At 72.6% G+C, this 12,098-nt stretch carries 12 protein-coding genes; 4 read left to right on the top strand and 8 right to left on the bottom strand.

Going from position 1 to position 12,098, the window contains the following annotated elements; translation table 11 throughout:
• Positions 1-176: 176 nt before the first annotated feature.
• From CRP52_RS29070 to CRP52_RS29050, 5 genes are all read right to left on the bottom strand, one after another.
• Complete coding sequence (locus CRP52_RS29070) at positions 177-989, bottom strand: SDR family oxidoreductase (protein WP_097239102.1); 813 nt, start codon at positions 987-989, stop codon at positions 177-179.
• A 91-nt stretch (positions 990-1,080) separates the two neighbouring features.
• The gene (locus tag CRP52_RS29065) at positions 1,081-1,449 is read right to left on the bottom strand and encodes a YciI family protein (protein WP_097239101.1); all 369 of its coding nucleotides are present in this window, start codon (positions 1,447-1,449) and stop codon (positions 1,081-1,083) included.
• Between the two features lie 163 nt (positions 1,450-1,612).
• Complete coding sequence (locus CRP52_RS29060) at positions 1,613-2,983, bottom strand: FAD-dependent oxidoreductase (RefSeq protein ID WP_097239100.1); 1,371 nt, start codon at positions 2,981-2,983, stop codon at positions 1,613-1,615.
• Between the two features lie 50 nt (positions 2,984-3,033).
• Complete coding sequence (locus CRP52_RS29055; protein WP_097239099.1) at positions 3,034-3,828, bottom strand: TIGR03084 family metal-binding protein; 795 nt, start codon at positions 3,826-3,828, stop codon at positions 3,034-3,036.
• A 212-nt stretch (positions 3,829-4,040) separates the two neighbouring features.
• Positions 4,041-5,534, bottom strand: a complete 1,494-nt coding sequence (locus CRP52_RS29050) for an MFS transporter (protein ID WP_257032905.1) — start codon at positions 5,532-5,534, stop codon at positions 4,041-4,043.
• 210 nt (positions 5,535-5,744) lie between these two features.
• On the opposite strand from CRP52_RS29050, the gene CRP52_RS29045 reads away from it, so the two are divergent.
• Positions 5,745-6,443, top strand: coding sequence for a TetR/AcrR family transcriptional regulator (locus CRP52_RS29045; RefSeq protein WP_097239098.1), 699 nt, complete (start codon positions 5,745-5,747; stop codon positions 6,441-6,443).
• Positions 6,444-6,811: 368 nt separating this feature from the next.
• Positions 6,812-7,537 (top strand): helix-turn-helix transcriptional regulator, encoded by a 726-nt coding sequence (locus tag CRP52_RS29040; RefSeq protein WP_097240417.1) that lies wholly within the window; start codon positions 6,812-6,814, stop codon positions 7,535-7,537.
• Positions 7,538-7,600: 63 nt separating this feature from the next.
• Here the strand turns inward: CRP52_RS29040 and CRP52_RS29035 are convergent, their stop codons facing one another.
• The 3 genes from CRP52_RS29035 to CRP52_RS29025 all read right to left on the bottom strand — a co-directional run bounded on the left by CRP52_RS29035 (position 7,601) and on the right by CRP52_RS29025 (position 9,777).
• Entirely contained in the window at positions 7,601-7,960 is a 360-nt protein-coding gene (locus tag CRP52_RS29035; protein WP_097239097.1) for a hypothetical protein, read from the bottom strand.
• Between the two features lie 319 nt (positions 7,961-8,279).
• Complete coding sequence (locus CRP52_RS29030; RefSeq protein WP_373560531.1) at positions 8,280-9,080, bottom strand: COG4705 family protein; 801 nt, start codon at positions 9,078-9,080, stop codon at positions 8,280-8,282.
• Positions 9,081-9,168: 88 nt separating this feature from the next.
• Complete coding sequence (locus CRP52_RS29025; RefSeq protein WP_143685851.1) at positions 9,169-9,777, bottom strand: hypothetical protein; 609 nt, start codon at positions 9,775-9,777, stop codon at positions 9,169-9,171.
• Positions 9,778-9,924: 147 nt separating this feature from the next.
• On the opposite strand from CRP52_RS29025, the gene CRP52_RS29020 reads away from it, so the two are divergent.
• Positions 9,925-10,602, top strand: coding sequence for a response regulator transcription factor (locus CRP52_RS29020; protein ID WP_097239095.1), 678 nt, complete (start codon positions 9,925-9,927; stop codon positions 10,600-10,602).
• A gap of 10 nt (positions 10,603-10,612) precedes the next feature.
• The gene (locus CRP52_RS29015) at positions 10,613-12,073 is read left to right on the top strand and encodes a sensor histidine kinase (protein ID WP_097239094.1); all 1,461 of its coding nucleotides are present in this window, start codon (positions 10,613-10,615) and stop codon (positions 12,071-12,073) included.
• Positions 12,074-12,098 lie beyond the last annotated feature (25 nt).

The following is a 12,098-nucleotide window of genomic DNA, read 5'->3' as shown; positions in this document are numbered from 1 at the left end:
CTTGCGCCGCTCCGGGGAACTTTTTCGCGGAACTTTTTTCCCGGGGGTTGCCACCGCCGCATCGACCACTCCCGACCCGGGCCCCGGCCGGGGTCCGGACACGAGAACACCGGCTGCCGATCGGGTCGGCAGCCGGTGTCAGGTCCGCGAGGTTCCTGCAGGTCAGTGGTGTTCGGTCAGTGGTGGTACTCACCGCAGTTGACGTCCAGGCAGTGGCCCGTGACGGCGCGCGCCAGGTCCGAGGCGAGGAAGATCACCACGTCGGCGGTCTCCTCCGGGGTCTGCAGCCGGCGCAGGTCCATGTCGGCGGCCACCTCGCGGTAGCCCTCCTCCAGCGACATGCCGCGCATCTCGGCCAGCCCCCCGATGAACTCCTTCACCTTCTCCGTCCACATCGGCCCCGGCGCCACGGTGTTGACCCGGATGCCCTGCGGGCCCAGCTCGGTGGCGAGGACCTGGGCTGCCGCGAGCAGCCCCGCCTTCGCGATCTTGTACGCCCCGCAGGCGCGCTTGGAGTGCCGCAGGACCGACGAGTTGATCATGACGATCGAGCCGCGGCTGTCCCGCAGCGCCGGGGTGAACAGCTTCGACAGCCGCAGCGCCGCGTAGACGCCCACCTCCATGCTGGGGCGGATGTCCTCCGTCGCGGTGTCGTTGAGCTCGGTGTGCGGCGGCTCCACCAGCGCGTTGTTGATCAGGGCGTCGACCCGGCCGAACCGGTCGAGCGTGGCGGCGACCAGCGCCTCCGCGGCGGCCTGGTCGGTGATGTCGGTGGGCACCGCGAGCGCGCGGCGCCCGGTCTCCTCGACGGCCTTGGCCACCTCGTCCAGGTAGGACGAGGTGCGCGCCGCGAGCACGACGTCGGCCCCGGCCTCGGCGCACCGCACGGCGAGCGTCCGGCCGAGCCCGGCCCCCACGCCCGACACGACGACGACCTTGTCGGTCAGCAGCTCCGGAACCTTGATGTGTTCGTCGATGTGCTCGTCCATGTGGTCGTCCTCTCGATGCAGTCGGCACGGGAGTGCCGAGGAAGAGGGGAGCCCGGGGGCCCCGAGACCCCCGGGCAACCGGTCAGGCGATTCAGGCGGACGCGCCCTCGCTGTAGACGATCGGCCGGACCTCGATGCCCAGGCCCTCGACGGCCGCGTCCGGGATCATCGCGGCGACCTCGTGGGCGCGGGCCAGGTCGGCGACCTCGATGATGTAGGCGCCGCCCACGTACTCCTTGGCCTCGGCGTACGGGCCGTCCGTCACCGCCGGCACACCGCCGCGAACCCGGACCACGGCGCTCTGGTCGGGACCGGCCAGGGCAAGGGTGCCGACGAACTCGCCGGTCGCCTTGATCTTCTCCATGAACCCGCCGTGCCCCTGGAAGACGGCGTTGCGCTCCTCCTCCGACAGGGCGTCCAGGACCTCGGCGTTCGGGTACATCATGATCAGGTACTTCATGGTCCGCTCCTTGCGACGAGAGGCGCCCGCTGCGCCCCCTCCACTTCACAGTCGGCGCCGCGGCGCCGTTCTCGACATGGTCGCGAAAAACTTTTTGCTTGCCCAACCGGACGGCCCGCCACCGCTTCCCGGCCCGCCACTCGCCTCCCGGCCGGCCACCGCGTCACGCCGTCGGCCCGCCGAGGGCCGAGGGCGGTACCGGCCGCCGGGCCGCCAGCAGGACGCGCAGCAGGGTGCGCGGGCGCATCAGGGACTGCGGGGAGGCCACCAGCCCGGCGATCCGCACCAGTGCGTCGGTGACCCGGGCGTCGCGGACCGCCGCCCGCTGGGCCAGCCCGACGTACCGGTTGACCAGGACGGTCTGCACCGTCCGACGGCCCTTGACCCCCGGGTAGCCCAGGTCGGACACGGCGGCGAAGGACCAGGGGGCGCGGATCTCCCGCGCGACGTCCCGGAAGAAGGCCTGGTGGCGCGGCAGCCGGCGCCCCGCGGTGTGCCGGCGCAGCACCAGCGCCTGCAGCGCGGCCGAGGTCATGCCCTGGGCGTAGGCGGGGTTGAAGCTGCACACCGCGTCGCCCATCACGAGCAGGCCCTCGGGGAAGCGCTCCAGCCGGTGGTAGTCCCGGCGGACGCTGGCCGGGAAACGGAACCGCAGGGGCTCGTCGAGGGGTTCGGCGTCGCGGATCGCCTCGTGGATCTCGGGGGCGGGCAGCGAGCGCACGTAGGCGTGGAACCCCTCGGGGTCGGTGGGCGGGTGGTCGCCCACGATCCCGGTCACCGACAGCTCCACCCGGTTGTCGTCGCCGGGCACCCGGTAGAAGAAGGCTCCGCGCGGGTGCGAGGGCGTGGCGGCCGGAATGATCGCGATCTCGCTGCCGAACGGGTCCTTGTCGAGCCGGTAGTGGCGGGTGGTGTACGCCAGGTCGATCTCGATCCGTTCCTCGGGCGGCGCGTCGTAGCCCAGTTCGGCCAGCCACAGCGGGGTCCGCGAGCCGCGGCCGGTGGTGTCCACGACCAGGTGCGCGTCGAGCGTGCGCTCCTCGGCTCCCGGGGTGCGCTGCTGCACCCTGACCCCGGTGACCCGGCGTCCGTCGGCATCGGCCACCGGGGCGATGATGTCGTGCTCCTCCAGGAACGTCACCTCCGGCAGCGCCCGTACCCGTTCGCGCAGGTGGTGTTCGAGCACCGGCCGGGTGGCGGGCACGGACGGCAGGCCGGTGCGGGCCTGCCGCAGCCGCAGTCCGTTGAAGTACCACCGGATGTCGCCGCTGAAGTCGCCCGGCCGCACCCCGGCGGCGATCAGCTCGTCGGTGAGGCCGGGGAACAGCGACTCCATGATCTGGTGGCCCCGGGCGACCAGCCCGTGGGCGTGGTTGCCGTGCGGGACTCCGCGGCGAGGGCCGCGGGTCCCGAGGATCTTGTCGCGTTCGACGATCACGACCCGGGGATAGGACTCGGAGAGCACCCTGGCCGCCAGCAGGCCCGCGATGCTTCCGCCGAGAACCACGGCACATTCGTCGGTACGGGTGCCCATGACGACTCCTTCTCTCGGATTCTCTCGGTTCCGGATACGCCGTAACTGCGTCAGCTGAACTGGCCGGGGGTGCGGCCGGGGCCGGCCGGGCCGCGGTAGGCCTGGGCGATGTCCAGCCAGGCGTCGGCGTCCTTGCCGTGGGCCGTCAGGGCGAGGTCGTCGCGGTGCCGGCGCCGGGTCACCAGGAGGCAGAAGTCGACGGCGGGGCCGCTGATGCACTGCTCCGCGTCGGCGGGGCCGAACTCCCAGCGCGCGCCGGAGGGGGCGGTGATCTCGTAGCGGAACTCGGTCTCGGGCGTGGCGAGTTTGCGGGCCTGGTAGCCGAAGTCCCAGGTGCGGACGGCGAATTCGACCAGGTAGCGGAGCCGGTCGGTGGGCTCGCGGCGCACCCCGAGCGTGTCGGCGATGTCCTGGCCGTGGCCGAACAGCTCCATCATCCCGGCGGCGGCGAGAATCGGCGCCGTCAGCGGGCGGACCAGCCACGGCACCGGCCGGTCCGCCGGGACGGCCGCCAACGCCTGCTCGGCGGCGCGGCGTTCGGCGTTCCAGCGCTCCAGCAGGATCTGCGGGGTGCTCGCCGCCAGGTAGGGCTTCAGGGCCTGCTGCACGGCTCCGTCGAAGTCCGATCCGATGCTCGCGGCCAGTGCCTTGAACGTCTCGGGGTCGCCCGCCGCCGTTCCGGCCAGCTTGAAGGTGGCCGCGAGGTGGGCGATCTGGTGGGCGATGGTCCAGCCGGGCGCCGGGGTGGGGCGTGCCCAGTCGGCGTCCGCGAGGTCGGCCACCAGGGCCTCGACGGCCTCGCCCTCTGCCACCAGTGCGGAGATCACGTCCTGCGAGCCGGCCATCTCTCTTCCCTTCCGTCGAGCGGATCCGGATATCTGATGCACCGTCAACACTCAAGCCAGAGCGGTTAATCGGGGCACATCCAGTATCATCCGCCCGGCGACCGGCAGGCTTCTCCGCCCGTGCTCTGCGCCCCCGACGACCACTCCCCGTCCAGGGCGCACGCACGGCGGCGGCGTCCCGACGGGGAGTGGTGGGCAGTGCCGGACCGGCCCTAATCGGCCGCCGGGGCCAGGGTGACGGCGGCGAGCCGGCTGCGCCGGCTGATGTACCAGGCGGCCGCCCCGCAGAGCAGGGCGAGCGCGGAGACCGCGAGCAGCACCGCGGAGGCCGAGGAGACCAGGCTCGCCAGCAGCAGCGGCCCGGTCAGGCCGCCGAGCCGGTTGAAGAGGGAGACCAGGCCGGTGGTCCGGCCGCGCCGTTCCGGGTCCGCGAGGTCGGCGGCGATCGGGAGGAAGATCGCGGCCATCGAGTTCACCGAGAACAGCGCCGCCACCAGGGCGCCCGCGCAGATCCAGCCCACCTTGGCCACCGCGCCGCTGGCGGTGAGCGCCACCAGCAGCACCGCGGTGGCGGTGGCCAGGCCGGCCGCCATGGACGTCGGTCCGAAGCGGCGGTAGCCCACCATCAGCAGCAGGGCGCACGGGATCATCGCGACCGCCGCCACGGTGAGCATCAGGTTGGCGGTGTGCACCGGCACCCCGCCGATCCTGGCCAGGCTCGGCACCCAGGTGCTGAGCCCGAAGGTCAGCAGTCCGATCAGGGTGGCGAAGGCGCGCTGCAGGCCGTGGGTGAGGGTCCGCGAGGAGTTGGGGAGGTGCTGGACGACCGGTGTGCGCCGAGCCGCGGGGGCGCGGGCGGAGCCGCGGTTGGGGACGAAGGGGGTGAGCAGGGCCAGGGCGGCTCCGGTGGGGGCGCCGATCAGCCAGAGGATCCGCCAGCCGAACACCGGCTCCAGCCAGAGTGCCGAGCCGGCGGCGATCAGGTAGCCGACGGCGGTGGCGACGACGGAGAGCGCCACCACCACCGATCCGCGCACCGGTCCGCCGACGGTCTCGGTGAGCAGGGTGATCAGCAGCGGGGCGAGGCCGCCGACCGCCAGGCCCATCAGGGCGCACATCACCAGGTTCCCGTGGAAGGTGGGCATCGAGCCGCACATGCTGGTGGCGGTGAATCCGAGGGTGGCGATCAGGTAGGAGCTGCGCCGGCCGATCCGGTCGGTGAGCACGCCGAACAGCACGGCGCCGACGGCCGTTCCGCTCAGTCCGCTGACCGCCAGCAGGGAGGCCGTCCGGGGATCGAGGCCGTACTCGGCCCGCATGCCGGGGATGACGAAGCCCAGGGTGGAGGTCTTGCTGATGTCGATGGTCAGGGCGGCCGTGCCGATGGCGGCGATCAGCAGCCGGCCGCGTCGGCCGGTCCGGGTGTCGGCCGCGTCGGCCGGGTCGGCCTGCGGCCGTCCGCGCAGGGCGGCGCCGACCACGACGAGCAGCAGCCCGGCGAGGGCGGTGAACATCTCCGGCATGTCCGAGAGGGCCATGCCGTGCAGCTTCCGTCCCGGGTCGGCCGGCATGTGGTCCATCGGCATCGCGGGATCCATCGCGAAGGAGTGGTGGAAGGCCACTGCGGAGGAGACCAGCACGATCACGCCGCCCAGGGTGAGGAGCAGGGTGGCGGCGGTTGCCCTGCCGGGGGCTTTGGTGGACAAGGGCGGCCTCCGTTGACCAGCGGGGTGACGGTCGGCGCGATGGGACGTCGACCTACTCGCTCCGGCCCTCGCCCGACCCTGGAACATTGCGTCAGGTGACTGGAAAGCTACGGGTGGCACCCGGAGCGCCGCTTCTCGCATCGTGCGGGGATCAGGGGGTTGTGCACCGCGAACGGCTCTGCCATAACGGCGTTTTGCTTCACTGGGGGGATGAGTCCGCGTCGATCGGATCCCAGTGCCCGTCCCACCCTGGTGGACATCGCCGCCCGGTTGCTGGCGGAGGAAGGCCCGCAGGCGCTGTCCGCCCGCCGCATCGCGAGCGAGGTCGGCACCTCGACGATGGCTCTGTACACCCACTTCAACGGAATGCGCGGGCTGGTGCGCGCCATGGTGCACGAGGGGTTCACCCGGCTCCAGCACTATTTCACCCGGGTCGAGTTCAGCGACGACCCGGTGAGCGACCTGGCCCTGCTGGGCCGCGCGTACCGGTGCAACGCGCTGGCCAACCCCCACCTGTACGCGGTGATGTTCGGCGGTTCCTCCTTGGCCGGTTTCTCGCTGGACGAGGAGGACCGGCAGTACGGCCGGTACACGCTGGCCGGCGTGGCCGAGTGCGCCGCCCGCTGCATCGAGGCCGGGCGGTTCCACGCGCAGGACGCCGAGCTGGTGGCCCATCAGATGTGGTCGGCGGTGCACGGCTTGGTCGTACTGGAGCTCGGCGGCTACCTGACCGAGCCCTGGGACGCCGACCGCCTGCTGGAGGCGCAGTTGGTGGGGCTGATGGTCGGGGTCGGCGACGTGCGGGAGTCCGCCGCCGGGTCGGTGGCGGAGTCGGCGCGACGGCTGCGGGAGGACCTGGAGGGCCTGGAGGGCCTGGAGGGCCTGGAGGACCACCGGCAACACCCGTAACACCTGCCCTGGCCACAACAGGCGTAACAGCCCCCTCCGGTGCATCTTCTGAATTGCTGCGGTATTTCAAACATATACCAGCCAGTATCCCGCAGCGGAGTTTGCCAATTGAAAGCACTGGGCATCCGTTGAACTTGTCATGCCCACCTGCTAAGGTCATCAGTTATTGTGACGCAACTCTGCGTCACCGACTCATTACGGAAAGGAGTGAGAAACCTCGCAGGCTCCGGTGGTCCAAGGACATCCGAAACCTCGGCGTCCCACAATTCGATACCGGAGCCGAGTCTCTGTCGACCAGCGGTACGGGAGAACCTGGAGTCGCTTTGAAGCCCGCTATCGAACAGGCCGTGGCTCGGGCCATCGAGGTCATGCACGAGAACATCGGCGAAATACTGACCATAGACGACATGGCACAGGCAGCAATCTACAGCAAATTCCACTTCTCCCGGGAATTCCAACGGGTGACCGGCGTCTCACCGAGACGCTTCCTCTCAGCCATCCGCATCGAAGCCGCCAAACGCCTGCTCATCGAGACGACCTACACCGTGACCGAGATCAGCCACCGCGTCGGCTACAACAGCGTCGGCACCTTCAGCTCACGGTTCGCCAGCAGCGTCGGCACCTCCCCCACCATGTTCCGCCAGTTACGCGGCTTCACCACCAGCATCGAGATCGACTCCCGCCGCCGGAGCCCCCTGGCGGAACTCACCACCGTCCGCGGCGAGATCCGGGCCTCCGTCGCCGAGGACCTCGGCCGCGTCTTCGTCGGACTCTTCCCCACCCGCATCCCCGAAGGCCGGCCCGTGGCCTGCACCGTCCTCCCCCGTCCCGGCGCCTTCCACCTCGACCGCGTACCCCCCGGGACCTGGTACCTCCTCGCCCACTCCGTCCCCGCCTCCTTCGACGAAGTCCTCACCGGCGAGGTCTCCGTCGGCTCCATCGGCCCCCTCGAAATCCGGCGGGACACACCGGTACGGCCGCTGGGACTGCGCCTGCGCCCGGTCCGCGCCCTCGACCCCCCGGTCCTCCTCGCCCTCCTGGACGTCCGGGCAGCGGCCTTCAACGGAGGCACCGCCATCCCGGAAGCCGGCTGAACCCACCGTCGCGACGGGCGTCCACCTCGTCGGGGCATTACCCCGTTCAGCAATCCCCACGCGTCATTTCACCCCCCTCGGAACGGCCCGAAATGCGCGCGCGTCGACCCACTCGTGATCCGCGTTCCCCTGGCAGTGCGTCGCGATCACGTGAACGGCACCCGAATTCAGCGCGAACAACCCTTCGGGTGCGGGCGGAACGGCGGCGCCGATGCCGAGATCGCGCGCCTCCTCCGGCGTCTCGATCCGGTCGATCGACAGGCTCGCCAGGTCCGCCGAAATGCTCGTGTCCCGGATATCGGAGAAGAGGACATCGATGCGCTCGTCGGCCTCGAACCTCGGCTCGCTGCGGAACAGGAGCCTGGAACGACCGAACCCGTAGGACCAGACCATGAATTCGCGATCCCATTCGGTCAGACGCATTCGCTGACCCCATCCGGTGTGACGCAACGGCCGAGAGGCCCCCTCGCGTGGCAGCAGCCACGGCGGAGGGGACCTCTCGGCCCGGCTATCCGATTCGACGAGCGGATCGACTACGTCCCGCCATTACCGGCACCGGCACGCGCGGCCCGGAATCCCGGTCATCCGGCGGCCCGCAGGGCGGCACGGTCGGGCATGTCCGGCCGGACGTCCTTGCCCCCGGGACGGAAGGTGATCGAGTCCCATGACCGGTTGCCCCACCTGACGGCCGCACCGATCTCATCCGCGATGAATGACGCACAGTCATGGATGCTCGCTCCGCTCACCGTTCGGCTCCTCCGCGGCGACGGTCGTCGATGCTCAGCCGGAGGACCAGGCCGACGATCACCGCGCCGAGGACCAGACTCACCGGGCCGGTGCCCAGGTCGAGGCCGCCCCGCTGGTGGCTGACTCCGGCCCAGTCGGCGAAGCAGGCGCCGAGCGGGCGGGTGAGCACGTAGGCCCACCAGAAGGTGAGTACCGGCGGAGCGCCCAGCAGCCGATGGGCGAGGGCGGGGACCGCGATCATGGCGGCGAAGAGCAGGCCGGAGGGCAGGTAGCCCCAGCCGAGCGTGGCAGCGGTCAGGTCCCCCACCGCCGTGCCCAGCGCGAAGGTGGCCAGGACGGCCGACCAGTAGAGGACCTCCCGGCGGCCGCCGGCCACCGACTCCACCGCCAGGGTGCCCTCCAGCCGCCACCACAGGCCGAACACCGCCGCCAGGGCCAGTGCGAAGGCGGCGGTGGAGACGGCGTACGGCACACCCAGCGCGACGTGCGCGACATCGGCGGCCATCGTCCCGAACACGCTGACCATCACCACCGCCGTCCAGTACACGGCCGGCACGTAGCGGCGGGCCCGGGCCTGTGCCGCCAGCGCGGCGGCCAGCAGGAGGCCCGCCGACGCGACGGCCGGAACCGGCCCCAGCACCCGGGCGAGGTAGTCGGAGGTGGTCTCGCCCATGCCGGTGGTGAGGATCTTGACGACCCAGAACACCGCCGTCACCTGCGGGACCTTGCTCCGCAGCAGGCCTACGGGGACGGGCCGGCGGTGGTCGGTCCCGCGCGGGACCGTGGTGGCGCCCACGATTGCGGCGCTCCCTTCTCTCGGGGTCAGCTCTCCTGACGCCGGCTCTCCTGAGGTCGGCGCTCGTGAGATCGGCTGGAGCCCGGGGTCAGCGGCCCAGGACGGTGTTGCCGGTGATCGCACCGCTGGTGCCGTCCAGCGTCACCAGGTGCCGCACGCCGTCCGGGCCGAGGACCACGGCCTGCCAGGCGCGGCCACCGCCCTGCTCGGTGACCGGGCTCAGCGACTCCACCTTTCCGCCGGCCACCGCCGCCGCGGCCTTCGCCACCGCGTCCGCCGCATCGGTGGACGGCAGCGGGGCCGGAGCCGGCCGGCCGACGGCCCGGGCGCCGCCCTGCCGGCCGCCGTTCCCGCCGTTCCCACCGTTCCCGGGGTGCTCCCGCTTGGCCTGGCCGTGCTCGCCACGCTCGCCGTCGCCGTACCCACCGTGACCGTGGTCGGCCGCGGCCACCTCCTTGCGGTCACCGCGGTGCTCGCCGTGGTGCCCGGCCACGTGGTGCGCCGCCACCGCGGCCCCGCCGGCCACCACGACCACCGCCGCACCGGCCGCCACCCACCGCACCGGACGCCCGCGCAGCCACCGCCGCGCTCTGCGCGCCTTGCCGACGGGCTTCGTCCCCTGCTGCTCCTCCGGCCGGCCCTGCTGCGGGCCCTGCTGCCGACCCTGTGCCTGCTCGAACTCCATGGGCTCGCTCACTGCGCCCACCCCTTTGCATCCCGGCCCGGTCCGGGCCCTGTGCCCGGATCACGGTCGGCACAGCATGTCCGGCCCTTGCTGAAGATCGGCTGAAGACCCGAGGGGGCCTTCAGCTGCCCCTCATCGCGACCTGCCACCCTGGGGGGCATGCGCGTACTGGTAGTAGAGGACGAGCGCCGTCTGGCCCTGGCCCTGCAGCACGGACTGACCACCGAGGGCTTCACCGTCGACGTCGCCCACGACGGCCTGTCCGGCCTGGCCAAGGCCACCGACCACGCCTACGACGTGATCGTCCTCGACATCATGCTGCCGGGCCTCAACGGCTACCGGGTCTGCTCCCGGCTGCGCGCCAGCGGCAGCGACGTCGGCATCCTCATGCTCACCGCCAAGGACGGCGAGTGGGACGAGGCCGAGGCCCTGGACACCGGCGCCGACGACTACCTGTCCAAGCCCTTCTCCTTCGTCGTCCTCGTCGCCCGCCTCAACGCCCTCGCCCGCCGGATCGGCACCCGGGCCCCGCGCCGCACGGTCCTGGGCGACCTGGTCGTCGACTCCGCCGCCCGCACCTGCACCCGCGCCGGCGGCACGATCCCCCTCACCCCCCGCGAGTTCGCCCTGCTGGACCACCTCGCCCGCCGGGCCGGGGAGGCCGTCTCCAAGCGGGAGATCCTCGACCAGGTCTGGGACAGCGGCCCCGACGCCGACCCCAACACCGTCGAGGTCCACATCAGCGCGCTGCGCCGCAAGATCGACGCCCCGTTCGGGCGCGCCGCGGTCCAAACCGTGCGCGGGGCCGGCTACCGACTGGCGGCCGACGGTGGCTGACCGACCTACGGTGGCTGACCGGCCGACGGCCCGCCCGCTGCGCCACCGGGCCCGGGCCGCCCTGCGCCGGGCCACCCGGCACCCCCGCACCACCGCCCTGATCCACCGGCTCGCCCCCCGCTCGGTCCGCACCCGCACCACGCTCGCCGCCTGCGCCAGCGTCGCCGTCGTCCTGCTGGCCGCCTCCGCCGCCGTCCTCCTGCTGCTGCGCGCCAACCTGGAACGCACCGTGGAGACCGGCGCCCGCGAACAGGCCCAGGCCGTCGCCCGGCTCGCCGCCGACCGCCAGCTCACCGCGCAGCTGCCGCTCGGCCACGGCACCGACTTCATCCAGGTCGTCAACGCCACCGGCCACGTCATCGCCGCCAGCGGCAACCTCGCCGGCCAGCCCCCGCTCGCCCCCGTCCGCACCCGGGACGGCCACCGGAGCTACAACGTCCACGCGCTCGGCGCCGAACGCCACCAGCGCGTCACCACCGTCACCGCGGCCTCCCCCACCGGCCCGGTCACCATCCACGTCGGCGTCTCGCTGCGCACCGTCGACGCCGCCGAGGACGTCACCACCGCCGCCCTCGCCGCCCTCAGCGGGCTGCTGCTGCTCACCACCGCCGTCCTCACCTGGCGCGCCACCGGCCGGGCGCTGCGCCCGGTCGAGGCCATCCGCGCCGAGGTCGCCGCCATCGGCGACCGCGACCTCGCCCGGCGCGTGCCGGAGCCGCGCAGCGACGACGAGATCGCCCGGCTCGCCCACACCATGAACGCCATGCTCGAACGCCTGGAAGCCGCCGGCACCCGCCAGCGCCGCTTCATCGCCGACGCCTCCCACGAGCTGCGCAGCCCGCTGACCGTGCTGCGCACCCAGCTGGAGGTGGCCCTCGCCGTCCCCGACCCGGACGTCCGCGCCGACCTCGTCGCCGGCGCCCTCCAGGACACCGAACGCCTCCAGGCGCTGGCCACCGACCTCCTGCTGCTGGCCCGCCTGGACGCCACCGGCCGGGAACGCCCAGGCCAGCGCGTCGATCTGGGCGAGCTCGTCGACACCACGGTCCGCGCCGGAGGCCCGCAGCCGCACCCCGTCACCGTGCACACGGCGGCCGACATCGCCGTCCCCGGCAACCCGCAGTGGCTGGGCCGGCTCCTGACCAACCTGCTGGACAACGCCCGGCGCCACGCCCGGCAGGAGGTCACCGTCCGGCTCCACCGAGACGACGCCACCGGCGAGGCCGTCCTGGACGTCTCCAACGACGGCCCGGGCATCCCACCCGCCGATCGCGAGCGGATCTTCGAACGCTTCACCCGCCTGGACGACGCCCGCAGCCGCGACGACGGCGGCACCGGCCTCGGCCTGCCCATCGCCCGCGACATCGCCACCCTCCACGGCGGCACCCTCGCCGTCCTGGACACCCCCGGCCCGGAGGTCACCTTCCGGGCCCGGCTCCCGCTCGCCACCGCCCCGGCACCCGCACCGTGACGCCCGGGCGGCCCGGGAAAAGCCG

It is taken from the genome of Streptomyces sp. 1331.2, from assembly GCF_900199205.1.
In the GTDB taxonomy this organism is placed as follows: Bacteria; Actinomycetota; Actinomycetes; order Streptomycetales; family Streptomycetaceae; genus Kitasatospora.
The sequence above is the reverse complement of the archived record's forward strand: the minus strand, read 5'-3'. Positions and strand labels throughout refer to the sequence as shown.

Bases quoted from the DNA above. Each gene is read 5' to 3' on its own strand.
- CRP52_RS29070 (WP_097239102.1), bottom strand. From the start codon at position 989: ATGGACGAGCACATCGACGAACACATCAAGGTTCCGGAGCTGCTGACC.
- CRP52_RS29065 (WP_097239101.1), bottom strand. From the start codon at position 1,449: ATGAAGTACCTGATCATGATGTACCCGAACGCCGAGGTCCTGGACGCC.
- CRP52_RS29060 (WP_097239100.1), bottom strand. From the start codon at position 2,983: ATGGGCACCCGTACCGACGAATGTGCCGTGGTTCTCGGCGGAAGCATC.
- CRP52_RS29055 (WP_097239099.1), bottom strand. From the start codon at position 3,828: ATGGCCGGCTCGCAGGACGTGATCTCCGCACTGGTGGCAGAGGGCGAG.
- CRP52_RS29045 (WP_097239098.1), top strand. From the start codon at position 5,745: ATGAGTCCGCGTCGATCGGATCCCAGTGCCCGTCCCACCCTGGTGGAC.
- CRP52_RS29040 (WP_097240417.1), top strand. From the start codon at position 6,812: ATGCACGAGAACATCGGCGAAATACTGACCATAGACGACATGGCACAG.
- CRP52_RS29035 (WP_097239097.1), bottom strand. From the start codon at position 7,960: ATGCGTCTGACCGAATGGGATCGCGAATTCATGGTCTGGTCCTACGGG.
- CRP52_RS29020 (WP_097239095.1), top strand. From the start codon at position 9,925: ATGCGCGTACTGGTAGTAGAGGACGAGCGCCGTCTGGCCCTGGCCCTG.